Genomic DNA, 18,328 nt, shown 5'->3' on the forward strand with positions numbered 1-18,328 from the left:
TCCCAGGACCAAGGCCACGGCGGCGATACCGACCAGGGTCGGCACGCCGTCGACCACCAGACCGCTGGTGAACAGGGTCCACCACTTGCCGACATCCATGTGATGGACGTTGCTGCTGTTGTGGCGCACGAAACGGGCGCGCTCTGCCGCAGGTTGTCCCTTCAGCCACCACGCGGTCAGCAGCAGGGCCGTCACGTACAGGCGGTACCCGGCAGCCACCGCGTCAACGTCCTCGCAGCCCTCATCCCCGTCCGTTCCCTGTGCTTCGTTCTTCTCGACGTGTGCGCTCACGTGTGCGCTCGGGTACTCACGGGCGGTGTGCCCGACCTTCTCGGGAAGAGACCGCCGGTCGCTGCGTCCGGTTCCGACGGCGGCCGGCGATAAAGGGTGTTCTCACCAAGCGATGCCGCATTACCCCACATCGATCAGTGGTCCTGGCCAGGGGGAAGGAGTTCGCATGGTGGAACGCTGGACGGAGGCGTCTGCGCGGACGTCGTGCGGCAGCGGGGTGGGTCGCGCGTCCGTCAGCCGGCGCCGGACGTCGGCCACGCCGACCGCGTCCGCGGTCTTTGCAGGCTGCGGCGGCAAGCACGCGCGCGAAGCCGCGTCCGACCCCGCCGGGCGCCCTCTCGACTTCCCAGGCCGGACCAGAGACGACAGGCCGAGTCGGCCCCACCGGAGGCAGCCAGTCTGCGCGGTTCGCGGAGACCTCTACGGGTTCTCCCCGGCCTCCGGACCGTTCGTGACCTCGCTGTGCCTCCAGTCGTGGATGCCGAACTCCTCGGGGAGGTTCAGTCGCGTTCCGCAGGGGCCGCCGACGGGCGGGAAGCTTCTCGGGGTCTGGGGGCCACGATGCCGTGGCTGTGTCAGATGCCGAGTTCGGTGCGGTTGATCCAGCACACGTCCCGCTCCATCAGGAACCGTTCGGCGCTGTTGGTCGGCCTGCTGCGGCAGAACGTCGTGGGCAACGGGTCGTGGCGGATGAGCTCACCGGCCACGCCGCATCGCGACCGCAGCAGGCCGGCCACCTCGCGCACCATGTCGGGCGGCCCGCTCAGATGGACGTCGTGTCCTGCCCAGCTGCCGTGCTCCAGGATGGCGGTCTGCATCATCCGCACGCCCGCGGATCCGGGCACGCGTTCGCCGGGGACGGTCGACACCACCTCCAGCCAGGGGTGACGTTGCGCCAGCAGCCGCACACCGGCCGAGTCGTAGTGGTCGCCATCGCAGCGCCCGCCGAGGAACAGGGTGGTGCGGCGAGGGGCGTACGCCACCTGCTCCAGCACGGCCTTGGTCTGCCCCCAGCCGGTGCCGCCCGCCACCGCCAGCAGAGGCCGCTGTGAGCCGGAAGGCAGGACGGCGTCTCCGAGCGGTGGCCCCAGCCGCAGTGCCTCGCCGACACGGGTCGCGTCGACCAGGGCGGTGCTCACCATGCCCTCGGGGACCTTCCGCACGTGCAGCTCCACAGTGCCGTCGGGGCGAGGTGCGTTGGCGATGGAGAAGGGCCGCCACACCCGGGGAGCGTGTGGACTGCAGAGAGTGAGGTACTGGCCGGGCAGGAAGGGATAGGACCGGTCCGGTGCGAGAGTGAGGATGACGAGGTCGGACTGCGGTTGCTGTCGTTCGACGACCCGGGCGTCCCACCAGGCCGGCGTGGCGGGAGACACCGCTGCGGCAGCGTCGATCATCGCCTGGGCGATGACCGAGTACGCCTCGGTCCACGCCTTCTCCACGGCCGGGGTCCAGGTGTTCCCGCAGAACTGGCGGAGGGTGGCGAGCAGGCTGGCGCCCACTGCCGGGTAGTGCTCGGGCCGGACCTCGAACTTCCGGTGGTCCCGGCCGAGGGTGGCGAGGTAGGCGCCGAGTCGCTCAGAGGTATCCAGCAGCCCGACGAGTCGGGTGAGGGCCGCGAACAGCCGGTCCTGCTGTTCTGCCATCTCGACAGGGAAGAGCGACCGCACGTCCGGGTTGTTGGCGAACAGGTGCGCGTAGAAGTAGGCGGAGGCCTGATCGGCGCGGCGCTCCACCACGGAGAGGCTGGCACACAGCAGCGCGGGGTCCAAAGCCATGGGCCGACCTCAGGCAACGGTGGCGGCGCTCGCGGACCCGCCCTCGGAGGTGCCCGCCGCGGCGCCGGTCATGGTGGCGCTCACGACGCCGAACAGGGCGCTCCACGCCCGCGCGGTCGCGGAGTCCCAGCTGTCTCCGGCGAAGTGCTCGAGCGTGGCGAGGAGGCTGGCGCCGACTGCGGGATAGTGCTCCGGCAAGGCACCGTACGAGGCGTGCCGGCGCCCGAGCCCTTCCAGGATGCTTTGCAGATTCTGCGGCTTTTCGAGGTTGGCGACCAGGGTGCGCAGCGCGGCCCAGAGCCGGTCGCGCTGCTCGTCGAGATGTGCGGCGAAAAGGCTCCGCAACTCAGGATTGCGGGTCAAAAGGTGGTCGTAGAAGTAGGCGGCGACGTCGATCCCGTAGGGCTCGACGGCGGCGAAGCTGCGTGTGACCAGTGCGGTTTCCAGAGCCATGGCGCCAGACTGTACAGCGCCACGCCGACCGACCTGTTATGAAAGCGTTATCTGTTAAGAACGTCACTGTATCCAGTTTGTTATATCTCCAAGAATGTGCCGATGCGATGAATTGCTCCTGTCTGTCGCACGAGCGAAGGCGGTGCCGGGCCTCTGCCGGCGCACGCGAAACCGCACCCGTTTCCGGCTCTCGCCTGGGGCGGGTGTTCGCCGTTCCGGCGGCCGCGGCGTCTCGCAGGCGGTGCCCCGGCCCGTACGGCCGTAAGGTGGAAACCGGATCTGAAGGTGGAAACCGGATCTGAGGGACTTCTCGGGTTTCGGAGTGTGAAACGGCGGTGTGCATGTTCTCTGCCCCGGCCGGCGCGGCAGTCGGCCGTTTTCCGCTTTGTGTCCTGGTCCGTCCTCCCGGAGCACGGGAGCGGTGACGGACACACGGGCCCGGCGCCCGGCTTCGGACGGCGGCGGGCAGGCTCCTCGCCGTCCCGGACGGAAGCTGCTGGACGCCCTGCTCGACCTCGTCGACCAGGCGGTCGTGGTCTGTGACGCTTCCGGTGTGGTCCTCTGGTGCAACGGCCCGGCCGCCGTCTGCTTTCCGGGCCTGCGGCCGGGGATCACGGCGGACCCCGCGGCAGCCGGACCTCTGGGGCAGGCGGTCGTCGCCTCCGCGGCGGCTTTCGACGCCGAGTTCCTCGGCCGGCGGCTGACCGGCCGCAGGAACTCGGTGCGGGACTGCTCGGTGTGGCTCGTCAGCGACGACACCGAGGTCCGCCGGTGCGGGGCCGAGCTGCGCGCCGAGCGGCTCCGGACGGCGTTCCTGAGCGAGGCGGGCCGACGGCTGGGAGCCTCCCTGCACCACGGCCGCACTGCACGGAGTGTGGTGGAACTCGCCGTGCCGGCCTTGGCCGACGCCGCGCTGCTCGTGCTGCCGCCGCGCGGTGGCCACGCGGACTGGCACCGTTGCGCCGCGCCGGGCGTGGCGGCGGAGTCGGGAGCGTTGCCGGCGTCCACCCTCGAGCGTGTACCGCAGCTGGTGAGGGCACTGTCCGATCTGTCACCCCGGCTCGCCGCCTGCCGCCCGGGCGATCTTGAAGGTCTGGGCGGGGCGACGCCGCCGGACCCGGGTCCCGGAGGCGAGTCGCTCGTGACCGCGCTGCCCGGTGGCGGGGGCTCGGCGGGGGCTCTGGTCCTCTTCCGCGCGGCCGGAACGGGGGAGCGTCCCGTCGCGGACTCCGCGGTGGTATCCGAATTCGCCTACCGGGCCGGTACGGCTCTGTCGGCCGCCGCCCTCTACGCCCAGCAGGCTCACACTGCGGCCGTGCTCCAGGCGGGCCTGGATCCCGCGCCGCTGCCCGAGGTGCCGGGCGTGCGGCTGGGCGCCGCCTATCGCCCCGCCCCCGAGGCACTGGGCTTCGGCGGTGACTTCTACGAGGTGGAGTCCGAGCAGGACGGTGGTGGGGGCGTGAGGTTCAGCCTGGGGGACGTCTGCGGCAAGGGCGCGGAGGCGGCCGTGCTCACCGGTCATGTCCGCCAGAGCCTGCGGACCCTGGCCCTCGTCGAGACCCGGCCGCTGCGTGTGCTCGACGTGCTCAACCGGTCGCTGCTCGAGGCTGACTCAGGCCGGTTCGCCAGCCTGGTCGTGGGCGCCGCCCGCCCGGCCGGCCGAGGCGCACTGGACGTCGTGCTCGCCGGTGGCGGGCATCCGCCACCGCTGGTGCTGCGCCGTGGCGGAGCCGTGGAGGCGGTGGACGTGGGCGGGATGCTGGTCGGGGCCCTGCCCGGCGCGGAATTCGGCCAGGCCGCGGTCCGGCTGGCGCGCGACGAGCTGATCCTGCTGTACAGCGACGGGGTCACCGAGGCCCGGGGCGGTCCCGCCGGTGCCGAGGAGTACGGGGCCGAGCGGCTCGCGCACGACCTGGCGGGCTGCGCGGGGATGCCCGCCGGCGCGGTCGCCGAGCGGATCGAACTGCGCGTCGCCGACTGGCTGGCCGGACGTGCCCATGACGACATCGCGGTCCTGGCGCTGCAGTCGTCGCCGCCCTCGCGCCTCTCGCCAGGTGCGTCCGACGCTCTTGGACCCCCACGGTGACCGACGTGCCGGCCGTCCTCCCGGAGGTCCGCGCCGCCTTCGACAACCACCTCGCCCACGCCGACGAGGCGGGGGCCACCGCACTGGCTCTGGGTCTGCTGCGGTCAGGGGCCGCGGCGGAGGACATCCTGCTCCGACTGATCGCCCCGGCACAGGCAGCCGTCGGCGCCCGATGGGTGGCCGCGGAGTGGAGCGTGGCCCAGGAGCACGCCGCCACCCATGTGAGCGAGCGCGTGGTGAACGCCGTGGCCGCCGCGGCTGCGGGGTCGTGGCACCCGGGCTCCGCACCGGCCCGCCGGGTCGTGTTCGCGTGCGTCGAGGGGGAGCGTCACACCCTGCCCGCACGGATCGCCGCGGAGGTGCTGAGGCTGCGCGGCTTCGACGTGACGTTTCTGGGCGCGAACGTCCTCGCCCCGCACCTGCTGTCCCACATCCACCGGCAGGGGCCCGACCTGGTGTGTCTGTCATGCATGATTCCGGCGCGCCTGCCCGCCGCACACCACCTCGTCGAGTGCGGTCGGCGAGCAGGGGCACCGGTGCTTGTGGGCGGCTCGGGGTTCGGCCCCGGGGGCGTCTGGGCCCGCACGATCGGAGCCGACCTGTACGCGTCCGATCCGGCCGTCGCCGCCGAGATGCTCGCGCTGCGGTGGCCGAGGCCCCCGGAGGCAGCGGAGCCCCTGGAACACCTCGCCGACGAGGAGTACTTCCGGATCGTCCGGCAGCGGACCGAGTTGCTGGGGCGACTGCGCGTCCATGTGCTGGAGCGGTACCCGTGGCTCGGTGATCCGGGCTCGCAGTACGCGGAGGCCGTCATGGAGGACCTCGGCCGTCTCCCCGACGTCGTGGCCGCGGCGAACTACGTCGACGATCCGCGGGTTCTCACCGACTATCTCTCTTTCGGCGCGCAGTTCCTGCGCGCCCGTGGTGTGCCCACCGCCGTTCTGGGCGCGGCCCTGGCAACGCTGTCCGAGCGGCTGCGGGGGCTTCCGCGGACGGCCGCGCACCTGGACGCCGGGCGGCGCTGGCTCACGGCCGTGGGCCTCGGCACCTGCACGCCCGACGACGAGGCCGGCACGACGGGAGGACCCGGTGAACGGGCAGGGCGGGACGACGACAGAGGCGCCGGCCCAACGGGCGAGTCGGGCTGACGGACGGTGCCGGGAGCCCGCCGCGGACGGCGGTCGGTGACTGCACCTCGGGCGGCGAGACCCTCTTCCAGCCCGTGACGGCAGCTCCCGGCGCAGAGGGGCGCCACCATCCCCTGACACGCCGCTCGGAGCGGATGAGATCGCGCCGGCCCCGCACCACTGACTCCACCGACGAGTAGTGGTAGCGGCAGCGGCGGCGGCTGCACCGACAGGTGCCTCGGGGGAAGAGCTTTTCCTGCGCGACCACGACCGTGTCGTCACGGTCAACTCCCCCCTCGGACACAACGATTGACGATACGGTGACGAGGGCCCCGACCTTACGGTCGCGGTCCTCGTTGCGTATTCGTAGCTAATGGTGATGCCCAGTGCCTCGTAGAGGGGGCCCTTCTTCTCGACGGCTGCGACTTGGATGCGCTGTGCAATATCTCCAAGACTCTCAGTGATCTGTCGGATCTGTTGCGCGTCGAGCGGGGTTTGCTTCTTCCGGGGGACGGCGGTGTGCGCGTCGAGCTTCTTCTGTGCCGCGTCCTTGTCCCGCTTGGCTTCGTTGATCCACTGGGTGACGACGGCGGGATCGGCTCCGGCGTCGAGGGCTGCCTGGTAGCGGGCGAGACGGCGCTCGCACTCCTTGATCGCCTGGCGTGCTTGGGCCTGCTCGGGGGTCTGGGGCTCTGCGGTGCTCGCTGCGGCGCTCGCGTGGGTGAGCGCTTCGATGGTGGCGGAGAGCCGGTCCGGGGCGAAGGCCCGGGCGATCCACCGGTCCAGGGCCTGGCACACGATGTCTTCCCGCAGGTAGACGGTGCGCGGGTGGGTGAGGTCGGGGTAGAGGGCGGCTTCTTCCTCTTTGAACTCGCAGCGGTAGTAGACGCGGCTGCGGATTGGTGGCGGGCTGCATCTTGCGCCCGCACAGGCTGCACCGGACCCGGCCGCGCAGAGCGTAGGGGCGCGCGCCCCGCTTTCCGACGCGCTCCTGCCGCCCCTGGTTGCGGGCGCGCTGTGTGCGCACGGTGCGGGCGGCATCGAAGACTCGAAGAGGTCCAGGCTGATGATCGCTTCGTGAGCGGGTTCGTTGGAGTGGATCCACTCATCGGGCGGGTTGTGGGTCATGTGGGTGCGGTGGCCGAGGGTGACGTCGTCGACGTCGAGGAGGCTTCTTCCTTGCGCTGCTTGTTCCAGACCTCGTGGCCGGTGTACCGGGGGTTGAGGAGGATGGCGCGCACGACGCCCTGCTGCCATGCGGTCTTCTTGCGGTGCGGTTTGCGGGTGGCGTCGTGGGCGGAGGGGCAGGGGATGCCTTCCCGAGTGAGCTGGGCGGCAATGGCGCTGTAGCTCATGCCTTCCACATACATAGTGAAGATCCGCTGCACGACGGGTGCGGCGCCGGGGTCCAGCTCGAGCTTGTGGACGCGCTGGCCGGCGGCGGCCTTCGAGGGGTTGGGGTGGGGGCCTGCGTCGGCGATCCGGTAGCCGTAGGGTGGCCGCCCGCCGAGATAGCGGCCCTGGAGCTGGGCCTGCGAGCCCATGGCGGTCCGCACCCGGATCTTGATGCGGTTGCGTTCCCCCTTGCTCATGCCGCCGAAGACGGACATGACGAGGTCGTGGGCTTCGTTGTCCGGGTCGATCGGGCCGCCGACTTCCGGGACCCACAGGGGGATGCGGAAGTGGACGAAGACGGGGAAGGTGTTGCCGAACTGGTTGCCGTAGGTGCGCTGGGGTTCTCCGATCACAACGGCGTCGAAGCCGCGGTTTGGGTTGCGGAGGGCTTGGAGGAGTTCGTTGGCGCGGGGCCGGCGTTGCCAGGGCAGGGAGCGGCTGTGTCCGACGTCGAAGTACTCGGTGACGATCTGGCCGCCAGCGGGTTCGATCAGGGCACGGGCCCGGGTGAGCTGCCAGTTTCTGGAGGCCTCGGGGTCTTGAAGGTCCTCGGTGGAACAGCGTCCGGCGAAGGCGAAACGGATCACGTGCGGTCAGTCTCCCGGGGTGTATGGCGTGTAGCGCGGTGCGGGTGTTATGTGGGGGTCTGTCGTACCTCGGTTGGGCTAGAAGAGCCAGCGGCCGTCCGCTCGTCTGTGCTGACTACGGCCTCGGGGCGTGGCTGGCCGGGATCGGTAACCAGGATGCGAAGGAGGTGCAGTAGGGCGGCTGCGATGTGCTCCGTCACCTTAGGTGGCTCCTCGGGGAGGTCCACGTGGATCCCCTGACGGTTGTCTGGAGACGCGTCGTGCTGGGATGGCGGCTGGGGCAGGCGCTGTGGGACGCCGTGGCCTAGAGATCTGCTTAGGGCTGACACGTCTTCTATAGGGATGTCGCAGGCCGGACTTGTCGTCCTACAGCAGCCGCCAAGCCGCCAGTGGTAGACATCGCTGAGCGCTGCGTGCAGACCTCGGGAGAGGACCATCAAGGCGGAGGTGCCCAGCGCGTGGAGGCGGGTCAGGGCTACGTCGCGCAGACTGAGGACGTGATGGAGTTCCGCTTCAACGTGTAGCGGGCGCTGCATCGCCACGTCGCTGATCTAGCAAACATGCAGGTCAGGAGGGGGCCGACCTTTCGGGGTCGGGCCCCTGGTTGCTTCCCGTGTTGGGATGGTGGCTGGCTTCCGTGCTGAGTCGCGGACTGTGCGGTGCGCGACGAGAGGGGGTGGGCGACTCTTCCCCGGCCTTTCCCGGGTGGCTCCCGCGTGGGTGGCGGGGGCGCGGGCCGTAGCGCTTTTCCTACTCGTTTGACACACTTGGGGCATGGCTGAGACGACGTACAGCATCGGAGAAGGGCCGGCGACGCGGGTGAGCCTGTCGCTTCCGGAGGGGACCGCGGAGGCGATCCGTGCGCGGGTGGGCAAGCGGGAGTTCTCCGCGTTCATCGCCGCGGCGGTCGAGCGTGAGCTGCGCGGCCAGGTGTTGGACGAGTACCTGGCGGACTACGAGAACCGCAAGGGGCCGGTCTCCGAGCAGGCTCGTCAGCGGGCGCGGCAGGTCTTCGACGAGGTGTTCGCCGAGGAGGCCGGGTGGCCCGCCGCAAGCTGAGTCACGAGGGGACGCTGGTCCTCGACAGCGAGGGGCTCTCGAAGCTGCTCGCCGACGACGAGCAGGTGGTGGCTCTGGTTGCTGAGGCGCGCTCGCGAGGCATGGAGGTCATGATCAGTGCGCTCACCATCATCGAGGCCGTCCACGTCCGTACGAACAAGTCCCGCCTGAACTGGGTACTCTCCGGACTGCGCGTAGTCCCGGTGGGCGACGAGGAGGCGAGAGCGGCCTCGAAACTGCTGATGGACGCCGGCTTGCACGGGCACAAATATGCGATCGATGCGGCGGTCGCCGAGGCCGCGCTGAGGCAGCACCGCCCCGTTGTCATGTTGACCTCCGATATCGACGACATGGTCAAACTCTGCGGCGATCGTGTCCGGCTCGTGGCGGTGTGATTTCCTGCGGTCGAGGGCGGCCCGGCCAGGCCGTGGCGGCCCTGCGTGCGTCGGTCGTCGTTGTCGACGGCGATGAACGCCCCGGCGTCGTACCGGCAGGGGATGTTCCCGGGGTGATGGCCTCCGCGCCGCTGAGGGGTCGGGCGTCGGCGTCCGGTCGTTCGCGCGGGAGCGGTGCCCGCCGTCACTGCGATCGTCAGGGAAGCCGGGGCGTCCCCGGCGGTACGAAGCGGGGCATGGACGTGAAAAGGGGACGGAACATGGCGATCTCGGCACGGGAGCGGCTGGCGCGACTGCTCGGTGGCTCGGACCCGGGCGGCTCGTTCGCCGCCCGGATGAACGCGCCGGCCGATGTGCTCCGGCTGGACGTGGCGGGTGTTGGGCCGATGGTGCTTCCGCTGCGCGCGCCGCGTACGAAGAAGCTGATCGAGGTGGCGCGGCCGGCGAAGTTCGGGCGCGGTGAGGAGACGTTGAGCGACCCCGGTGTCCGCGACACCTGGGAGATCACTCCGGACCGGTTCGAGCTGGGCGGGACAGGGTGGGTGCCGATGTTGGACGCCGCTCTGGAGTACTTCCGTGACGAGCTCGGGCTGCCGGCGAAGACCCGGCTGCGGGCCGAGCCGCACGCGCTCCTTGTGTACGGCAAGGGCCAGTTCTTCCTTCCCCACCAGGACTCCGAGAAGGACGACGCGATGGTGGGCACGCTGGTGGTGTCGCTGCCTTCGGCACACACCGGCGGCGAACTGGTGGTGGAGCACGGCGGTGAGAGCAGGGTCTACCAGGCGTCGAAGGAGCGGCTGACCTTCGTCGCCTTTTACGCCGACTGCCGGCACGAGGTCAAGCCGGTGAAGTCGGGCTATCGGGTGACCCTCACTTTCAACCTGCTCGCCGACGCCGAGGACGAGGACGCGTCCGGGGACGTCGGCCCGGTCGCCGACCTCGCGGCTTGTCTGACCGAACACTTCGCCGAGCCGGCCCTCCCGCGCTGGGGTGGCCGGGAACTGCCTCCGCCGAACCGGCTGGTCTACCTGCTCGACCACGAGTACACCCAGCGCGGACTGTCCTGGAGCCGCCTCAAGGGCGCGGACGCCGAGCGCGCCGCGCTGCTGCGTACCGCCGCGGCGCGGGCCGGCTGCGAGGCGGTGCTCGCGCTCGCCGAGGTGAAGGAAACCTGGGACGCCTACCCGCCCGGCGGCGGTGACCCGTGGGACCGCGACTACTACTACGACGACGATTCCTACGATGAGGAGGACGAGGAGGACCTGGCCCCCGGTACCGGCAGCGGCGCCCACGACGACTATGCGGACTACGAGCTCAACGACCTGATCGACGACGAGATCACTCTCGGCTGGTGGACCCGCCCGGACGGCGGGGGCGGCGAGGCGATCTGTCTGCCCGTCTCCGACGAGGAGCGGTGTGCCTCCACGCCGAACAAGGACCTGAAGCCCTTCCGGTCGGAGTACGAGGGCTACATGGGTAACTACGGCAACACCCTTGACCGCTGGTACCGGCGTTCCGCGGTCCTGCTGTGGCCGCGCGAGCGGGCGTTCGCGGCCCGGGCCGAGGCCGGATCCGAAGACGCGCTGGCCGAGCTGCGCGACCGGATCGCGGCCGGGGGGCTGGACAGGGTCCGGGTCGACGCGGCCTCGCTGGCGTCGTTCTGGCCGCAGGCCGCGCCGCGGGACGAAGCGCTGGGTACGGCCCTTGAGGTCGCGGCCGGCCTGGGCGTGCCCGGGACGGCGGCGATGCTGCTGGAGCCGTTCCGCGCGGAGGCGCTCACCCCGGACCACGCGGACGCGCTGGCCGCGGTGGCCGGGGCGTACGGCAGAGAGTGGACGCGTGAACTCGTCGGGGGATGGTTCCCCGCACAGCGCGTCTGGCGCGTGTCCGGGACCGACCGTGGAGAGTGGGTGCAGGGCCTGCCCCAGCTGTGCGACGCACTGCGCGCCGCTGGGGGCTCGTACGCGGCGCGGCTGCTCGCGGACGCCGCCTGGCGCTGGCTGGAGGAAGAGCTGGGCCTGTGGTGCGCCCGGGCGCGGGCCGAGGAGCGCGGGCCACGCCTGGCCGAACTCGGCCCGCCTCTGGCACGCGTCTGGCAGGCGGCCGAGGACGAGCGGCGGGCCGCGATCGCGCAGGCGCTGCGCGGATACCCGGACACCGTCCTGGAGTGCGTGGTCCCGGCCCTGCGCGCGGCGGCGAAGCTGCCGGCACAAGTGCGCGGAGCGGCGGGGGCCGCGCTGCTCGCGCGGGACTGCGTCGGGCGTCTCGAGGCGTTCCTCGCCACCCCGCAGCGCGCCGAGGGCGACTGGTCGATCGCCTGGGCGGGCTGCGGGGCGGGCCGTGGGCTCATCGCCGGGAGAGGGCGGGCGCACACGGGCGGGTGCGAGCTGTGCGACACGTTGGCCGCGTTCCTCGCTTCCTCCACCGAGCGGGTCCTGGAGTGGCCGCTGGCCAAGGACGGACGGCGGCACGTGCACAGTGCCATCGACCTGGCGGGCCTCCCGGTGAGCCACTCGACCCGGCGCCAGGGCCGCCCGTACACGCTTGTCCTGACCAAGACCGATGCACTGTTCACGCGCGAGCGGCAGACTCGGCGCACTGCGGGCACGGACCTGACCTGGCTGAAGGCGACCTGGGCGTAGGCCGAAAGGCAAAGGCGGGGAGGGTGCGGGCACATCGGCGTCTGCCGGCGGATCCGCCATGAACACCAGCCCTTTGACCGCCACGACTGCGACGCCCTGGTCCGCGACATGCTCGCCGTGCCCGGCGCGGAAACTGCACACCCCTCTGGGCACGGTCTCCCGCAGCTGTCTCGCCGACGGCCTGCCGCTCGCGGCCCGCTGGGGTCGACCTCATGCGTTCAGCTGTGGCCATGACCCGGCGCACCAACAGAAGACGGGTGCCTCCCAGCTGCGATGATCTGGACTGTCCAGATCGAAACCGTCGCAGAGAAGAGGCACCCAACAGGTGCAGGCTGCAGAATGGGATCACCGGCTTGCCGTGCGGGCCGACGACAAGAACCTGATCGGCCGCTCGGGCGCGGTGCTGCTGCGGAAGGTCGTCGACCGTGTCGGCCTGGCCATCGCGCTGAGTGCGGTGTTGCCGAAGGGCACCGGGCCGGGCCGGCGGGATCGGGGCATGGCGCTGGCCCGACTGGTCCGCGCGATCGTGCTCGGCGCGACGAACGTCCTTCAGGCCGAACAGCTCCAGTACCACTGGCGGCCGGTGTTCCCGCGGCCGGTCTCGGACAGCACCCTGGCGGTGATCGACGCCCCGGTCGCGGCCCGGGTGGAACGCGCGGCTCACCCGCGCAGTCTCATCGATGGGCCGGTCCCGGCGCCATGTATTTCCAGGCCGGTGGAGTTCCCGCCGGTCCGCAGCCAGTCCGCAGGATGCTCGTAGACGCCCGTCGGTGGCCAACGCACCCAAACGGTGAAATGCCTGTTCAGAGGCTCGGGTGGGGCTCCGCCGCAGGTCAGGATCGGGCCGCAGGCATTCCGCTTCAACGTTTAGTTAGGCTTTTCCACCTCACGCCCGAGGCCGGACGGAACGTAACCGACGTCCTGCTCACCGCCCACGGCCAGCGCCCCCGCCTCCGCATCCTCCCCATCCCCGCACAACCCCCCCCACAGTGAGCACCCCGATCCACCGGTCGAGCCCGAGCCGGAGGACCCGCCCGCCCGATCGCACCCGGTGAAGACATCACGGCCGGCGCAAACCAAGCCCGTATGCCTGCACGTGCTGGGGCCCATCACCCTCTACGCCCGCGGCAACCCCGACCTTATCGGCACCAACCTCCGCAGCGAAGTCCACGAATTTCTCGCCCTGCTCGCCGCACGCCCCACCGGCCTCCTCGCCTCCGACATCGCCGAGAAACTCCACCTCGCCCCAGGCAGCGACCAAAACGCCCTGAAAAACCTGCGCCGCGCCGTACGCCGCGCCCTGCGCGCCGCCACCGGAATCACCGCCCAAGAATTCATCCTCCTCCAAGGAGAACTCCACAAGCTCCACCCCGACCTCGTGGAAACCGACCTCGCCGACTTCACTCACTGCCTGAAAGAAGCCTTCTCCGGCAAGGAAAAAGACCAGAACAATGCCCTGTCCGAAGTCCGCGACGCCTTGGCTCACTACCGCGGACACTTTGCGCAGGGCAGCGACTATCTATGGGCCGATGCCATCCGCGAGCACTTCGCCACCCAGGCCACCGACGCCGCCCTGCGCCTAGCCAGCCGAGCCGAACGAGCCGACGCCTCACCGCGGGAACAGGAAGAGGTCCTCGGTCTTCTGGAACACCTGAGCACCCTGCACCCCGATCACGAACGACTTGCCCAGCACGCCATCCGCCTCTACCAGGCTGCAGGCCGCCACGACGCCGCCCGGCACACCTATACCCGGCTCGAGCGGCACCTCGCCGACCTCGGCCTCGAACCCGAGCCAGCCACCCAAACCCTCATCGCACCCAGGAACCACGCCCGCAAGACACGATAGGTCCGCGGTTCACCGGGTCCTCTGGGCCGCATCCCTGCACAGCATGTTCGAGCGGGGCGTCAACCACATCGACACGGCCGCCTTCTACTTCTGGCCACTGCGGTCCGCGAACGAGCTCATTAACCGCGCCCTCTCCTCCTGGCACGGCGACGTGGTCGTGGTGACCAAGGTTGGCCCAGGGTGCGGCGCATCCGGCGAGTGGATCACCAAGGCCCGCCCCGACCAGTTGCGTGGCCAGGTCGAATGCTCATCCTGCCTCAGCACCGAGCAAGCCCTTACATGGATGACATTCTTGGCAGGCGCACTGCTGCATTGGCATGACCGATGTCACCGGGTCGGGGGACCGCGCCGTTGGCTGCCGGGCCGGACATCCCGGACGAGTGTGATCATCACACAAGGTGACATGTGAATTCGGACCGCCACCACCCCTGGCAGGAGGACCAATCGATGAACCTCATCACGAAACGTCTGCTCGGCATCACCGCGGCGGTGGCCACGGGCGCGGCGGCCCTGCTCGGCACCGGCGCCGACACCGCCGTCGGCGACGACGACAGCGCGCACTGCGCCCGTGCCGAACAGGACATGTGGAGCGACGGGCCCAGCCGCAGCGTGACCGGCCACGACTGCAGCATCCCGACCGACAGGGACCGCTGGTTCACCGTTGAGATCGATGCCCTCGTGCAGGTCCACTACAAGGGGGACAATCTCGATGGAGGGGTCGACCGGACCGAGACCCTGCACAACAGAACGATCAGGTGCCTCGGCTACACCTCCGACGACGATACGGTGAACTGGTTCGGATGCCCACCCGCCTGACATCCGCTGAAGCCCCGCGCGGCGTGGCGCCGAGTATGCCCACCTGGACGGCGAGAACCGTCATGGCCTACGAAGCTCTGGAGAGCCTGCTGCAGCGTGCCTGCCCGGGTGAGCTGAGCAGCCTTGAGTCCGCATTCATGTACCTGACACGGACAGGCGGAGGGTATTTGCATGAGCATCCAACTTCGTGTGAGTCAGGAAGCTGACCACCACTAAGCTGTGGTGGATTCTGCTCCTCGTCACGACTCTGGGAATTGCGGTGTCGAGTGCGCCCATGACGACGAGTGCAGTGAGGGCAGGCGAGGAAGACCAGCACTGCGAGCTGACGCTTATCCAGGATCCGCTCTGAGGTGCAGGGTGCGGAAGAACCTCCGGGTGTCATCGACGAGCAGGTCCGCCACCTCCAGCGCAGGGAAATGGCCACCGCGGTCGTGGTCCGTCCACTGGACGACGTTGTTCGTCTCCTGCCCTGGGAGCGCAGGAAGTCGGCCCAGGCGGTGGCGGCCCGGTCGGGTGAGGGGTCGATGCCCTGGTTCTTGAGGATCTCCCAGATGGTGGAGGCGGCGATAGCTGTCGTTCGAGGACCGACCCCTGGCAGGCCGGGGCGGCGGCGGGACTGATCCTGGCCCGCCGCGACGCAGGCATCCTCGACCCGGACGAATCCCAGCCCCTCAACGAGGCACTCACCACCCTCCTCGGCCCCGACCTGCTGAACACCCTCGCGCAGATCTGGACGGCCGCCCACGTCACCGCCGCCGACGACGCGCAGACGATGATCAAGCACGCCGAGGCCTGGCTTCAGGGACCCCACCAAACCGGGGTCAGCTCAGGGCCCCTTCGCTCCATCCCGTGACGATGCCGTGATCATCGATGACGGCCGTGGCGGTGACCGCTGTGCGCGGAAGGTCGGCGGGCTGGTTCGGTCGTTCATCCGACGCAGTGCGGTGTCGCTCCAACGTCACCCACCTCGCCCTGCTGAGATCGACGCCCCCGTGTCCCGGCGTCGCTTTTACCTGGACCTGGGAGCTTCGGGGGGCCAGCCCTCGGCGCAGTAGCGAGGTCGGCGAACTGCCCGAACTTCTGGATGTGGTCGGTGAACACATCCGGCTGGGTTCCGGCGATGAAGCCGCGGACATCCGACCTGTACCCATCCTGCGCCGGCGGGACTCTGAGTGCGGGCGATCCGACCTATCGGACACGCACTGTCGCGGAACATCGCTGTCCGTGGCCGTGTGCGTGCCGTGGAGACGCCGAGTCACTAGGCTCGTCGTTGTGTCCACCGTGTGTGTGATGTCGGCTTCCCTGATCCCTGCCGGAGTCACGGTCGCGACGCGTTATCTCGACCTTGCCGGTGTTTTCTCGTGCGCGCTGCTGGGGGGTGCCCCTATGGGTTACGTCAACCTGTGGGGGCGGGTTGGGGGTCGTAGAAGGTGCCGTCGCGGAGCATCGCGAAGAGCACGTCGACTCGTCGTCTCGCGAGGCAGAGGAGGGCTTGGGTGTGGTGCTTTCCCTGAGCGATCTTCTTGTCGTAGTAGGTCCGCGAGACCGGGTCGGCCAGGGCCGCGAACGCGGACAGGAAGAAGGCCCGTTTGAGCTGCTTGTTTCCCCGGCGGGAGGGCTGTTCGCCGCGGATCGACAAGCCCGAGCTGCGGGTTGCCGGGGCGAGTCCGGCGTAAGCGGCGAGGTGGGCGGCGGACGGGAAACTGCTGCCGTCACCGACGTCGATGAGGATCCTGGCTCCGGTCCTGACGCCGATACCGGGCATGGACGTCAGGACCTTGGAAAGAGGGTGGGTCTCCAGGAGTTCCTCGATCCTGGTGGCGAGGAGTTTGCACTGGTCGAGGACGGCTTGGAGCGAGTTGGCGAGGCTGGGGACGATCAGGGCGGCCGCGTCCGTGCCGGGGACGACGACGGTCTGTTCGTCGAGTGCTGTGAAGATGTCCTCGTCCAGTCGTTCGGCCATTCGCGGAGCCTTCGGGCGTATGAGGCTGATCAGTCGGCGTCGTCCGGCCTTGCGGATCAGGGCTGGGGAGCCGAACTGGTCCAGCAGCTTGAGGACGGCCGGGTGCTGGATACGTGGGCCCAGGACACGTTCGAGGTGCGGGTGGATCTGGGTGAGCAGGCCGGGCAGCCGGTTGCTGATGCGGGTGGCCTCGCCGGCCAGGTCGTCGTCGAAGCCGACGATCATCTCCAGCTCGGCGACGGTCTCGTCGGTCAGTTCGATCGAGCGGAGGGTGTGCGGCATCGACCGGGCGGCGTCGGCGATGACGAAGGCGTCGCGGGCGTCGGTCTTTGCCTCGCCGGGATAGAGGTCGGCGATCCGGCGCATCGTGAGACCGGGCAGATAGGCGACCTGGCAGCCCATGTCCCGGGCGACTGCGATGGGCAGGGCGCCGATGGAGGCCGGCTGGTCGACGAGTATCCGGATGCGGCGGGTGGCGTGCTCGATGACCGCGAGGATGTACTGGCGTCGGCTGGTCAGGGTGACGGTCTCGATGGGTCCGGCCAGAGCACGGACCGCTTGGGCCAGGAGCCGGTGGGCGAGCTGGTGCAGCGGGCCTCGCAGCAGCGACCGAACTGGTGCGAGGCGAAGTGCGCCTGGCGCAGGCGGAGGTGAAGGAGAAGGGCAAGCGCTACGCTGCTCGCGCATATCTGCCCCGCGCACGGCGAGAACGTCAACTACCACGGCACGATCAACGTCAAGGTCGACACCGAACTCGCCAAGCTCGACCCGGCCGGATACCGGCCGCTGCGGGCCCGGTGCCCAAACCGGGGTGAGACGCGCACTGATCGCCTCCGTCCCACGGGACCATTGTCCTCTGGCAGTCGGTTGAGGTTCGGTGCTCGTTCCCGGCGTAACCCCCTACAGGGGCTGACCACCCCCGTTGTCCTCGAACATCTCGCGCGTGCGGCGCAGCAGTGCCTGCCGTACGTCGTCCGGGGACAACACCCGTAGCGGGCTGCCCAAGCTGAGCAGGTATTTGGCGAGCCCGTCCGCGTCGGGGCCGCCGATCTCGATGATGGTGGAGTCGGGGCCGTCCGGGTGGTGAGTGCCGACCGTCGCCGGGACCAGCCGCAGCGCCCGGTCCATGGGCAGCGGGAGGCGGACCGTCACGTACAGCGGGTACGCGCCGCTGGCGATGCCCCGCGAGACAAGAAGAGCCGGATCGGGAGGGTCGAGGACTTCCACCGCGCGCCCGGTTGGCCGTACCTGCGTCACCCGGTCGGCCCGGAACGTCCGCCACTCGCCCCGCGCCACATCCCGGGCGACGAAGTACCAGCGGCGCCCGGTGTGCACGAGGCGGTACGGGTCGACGTCTCGGACGGTGGCCTTCTCCGCCCGGTCGCGGTACGACAGGCGGGTGCGCTCGCCCCGGCGGCACGCGGTGGCGAGTTCTAGCAGCATGCCGGGCGCGATCTGCGGTTCGTCGGGCCTGGGTGTGTGCACGAACGCGGCGTCCATCTCACCCAGCCGGCCCGCGATCCGCGGCGGGAGGGCCTGCCGCAGTTTCAGCAGCGCGGACAACGCGGCCTGGTCGCTGCCGAGGACGCCGCTGAGCGCGGCCTCGCGCAGGGCAACGGCCACGGCCAGTGCCTCCTCGTCGTCGAGGATCAGCGGCGGCACCCGGGTGCCGCCGCCCAGGCGGTAGCCGCCCCACGGCCCAGGCTCGGACTCGACCCCGTAGCCGAGTTCTCGCAGCCTGGCGATGTCCCGGCGCACTGTGCGCTCGGTGACCTCCATCCTCCCGGCCAGCTCGCCGCAGGTCCACGACGGCCGCGCGGACAGCAGCGAGACAAGTCGCAGCAGGCGGGCGGATGTACTGATCACATCCCGAAGTCTCCCCCATGACCA

General features: G+C 70.2%; 13 protein-coding genes and 2 pseudogenes. 9 read left to right on the forward strand and 6 right to left on the reverse strand.

The features are described 5' to 3' along the window. The 3 genes and pseudogenes from IE217_RS20625 to IE217_RS20635 form a co-directional block, all read right to left on the reverse strand. Positions 1-291: pseudogene (locus IE217_RS20625) on the reverse strand (hypothetical protein); the annotation flags it as partial. A 575-nt stretch (positions 292-866) separates the two neighbouring features. Further along, positions 867-2,069, reverse strand: coding sequence for a globin domain-containing protein (locus tag IE217_RS20630; RefSeq protein WP_190179389.1), 1,203 nt, complete (start codon positions 2,067-2,069; stop codon positions 867-869). Positions 2,070-2,078: 9 nt separating this feature from the next. After that, positions 2,079-2,522, reverse strand: coding sequence for a globin domain-containing protein (locus tag IE217_RS20635; protein WP_190179390.1), 444 nt, complete (start codon positions 2,520-2,522; stop codon positions 2,079-2,081). A gap of 421 nt (positions 2,523-2,943) precedes the next feature. On the opposite strand from IE217_RS20635, the gene IE217_RS20640 reads away from it, so the two are divergent. Beyond that, complete coding sequence (locus tag IE217_RS20640) at positions 2,944-4,608, forward strand: PP2C family protein-serine/threonine phosphatase (protein WP_229865444.1); 1,665 nt, start codon at positions 2,944-2,946, stop codon at positions 4,606-4,608. Continuing rightward, positions 4,605-5,756, forward strand: coding sequence for a cobalamin B12-binding domain-containing protein (locus IE217_RS20645; RefSeq protein WP_229865446.1), 1,152 nt, complete (start codon positions 4,605-4,607; stop codon positions 5,754-5,756). The genes IE217_RS20640 and IE217_RS20645 overlap by 4 nt, the downstream gene beginning before the upstream one ends. Before the next feature lie 1,103 nt (positions 5,757-6,859). On the opposite strand, the gene IE217_RS20650 is transcribed toward IE217_RS20645, so the two are convergent. Next, on the reverse strand, positions 6,860-7,717 hold the full coding sequence (locus tag IE217_RS20650) for a recombinase family protein (protein ID WP_190179391.1): 858 nt from the start codon (positions 7,715-7,717) through the stop codon (positions 6,860-6,862). A 774-nt stretch (positions 7,718-8,491) separates the two neighbouring features. Between IE217_RS20650 and IE217_RS20655 the strand changes: the two genes are divergently transcribed. The 7 genes and pseudogenes from IE217_RS20655 to IE217_RS20680 all read left to right on the forward strand — a co-directional run bounded on the left by IE217_RS20655 (position 8,492) and on the right by IE217_RS20680 (position 14,475). Further along, positions 8,492-8,776, forward strand: coding sequence for a hypothetical protein (locus IE217_RS20655; RefSeq protein ID WP_111005327.1), 285 nt, complete (start codon positions 8,492-8,494; stop codon positions 8,774-8,776). After that, entirely contained in the window at positions 8,758-9,171 is a 414-nt protein-coding gene (locus tag IE217_RS20660) for a PIN domain-containing protein (protein ID WP_190179392.1), read from the forward strand. The genes IE217_RS20655 and IE217_RS20660 overlap by 19 nt, the downstream gene beginning before the upstream one ends. Positions 9,172-9,431: 260 nt before the next feature. Then, positions 9,432-11,813, forward strand: a complete 2,382-nt coding sequence (locus IE217_RS20665; protein ID WP_190179393.1) for a 2OG-Fe(II) oxygenase — start codon at positions 9,432-9,434, stop codon at positions 11,811-11,813. A gap of 325 nt (positions 11,814-12,138) precedes the next feature. Continuing rightward, entirely contained in the window at positions 12,139-12,573 is a 435-nt protein-coding gene (locus tag IE217_RS34775) for a hypothetical protein (protein WP_229865447.1), read from the forward strand. 618 nt (positions 12,574-13,191) lie between these two features. Next, entirely contained in the window at positions 13,192-13,659 is a 468-nt protein-coding gene (locus IE217_RS35425) for an AfsR/SARP family transcriptional regulator (protein ID WP_373298094.1), read from the forward strand. Continuing rightward, positions 13,655-13,903: pseudogene (locus IE217_RS20675) on the forward strand (aldo/keto reductase); the annotation flags it as partial. The gene IE217_RS35425 and the pseudogene IE217_RS20675, both read left to right, overlap by 5 nt. Before the next feature lie 203 nt (positions 13,904-14,106). After that, on the forward strand, positions 14,107-14,475 hold the full coding sequence (locus tag IE217_RS20680) for a hypothetical protein (RefSeq protein ID WP_190179394.1): 369 nt from the start codon (positions 14,107-14,109) through the stop codon (positions 14,473-14,475). Between the two features lie 1,396 nt (positions 14,476-15,871). On the opposite strand, the gene IE217_RS20685 is transcribed toward IE217_RS20680, so the two are convergent. Together IE217_RS20685 and IE217_RS20690 are read right to left on the reverse strand one after the other, a co-directional pair. Next, complete coding sequence (locus tag IE217_RS20685) at positions 15,872-17,125, reverse strand: IS110 family RNA-guided transposase (protein WP_268249160.1); 1,254 nt, start codon at positions 17,123-17,125, stop codon at positions 15,872-15,874. Positions 17,126-17,338: 213 nt separating this feature from the next. Continuing rightward, positions 17,339-18,304, reverse strand: coding sequence for a helix-turn-helix transcriptional regulator (locus IE217_RS20690; protein WP_190179395.1), 966 nt, complete (start codon positions 18,302-18,304; stop codon positions 17,339-17,341). Positions 18,305-18,328 lie beyond the last annotated feature (24 nt).

This window comes from Streptomyces naganishii JCM 4654 (assembly GCF_014650575.1).
In the GTDB taxonomy this organism is placed as follows: Bacteria; Actinomycetota; Actinomycetes; order Streptomycetales; family Streptomycetaceae; genus Streptomyces; species Streptomyces naganishii.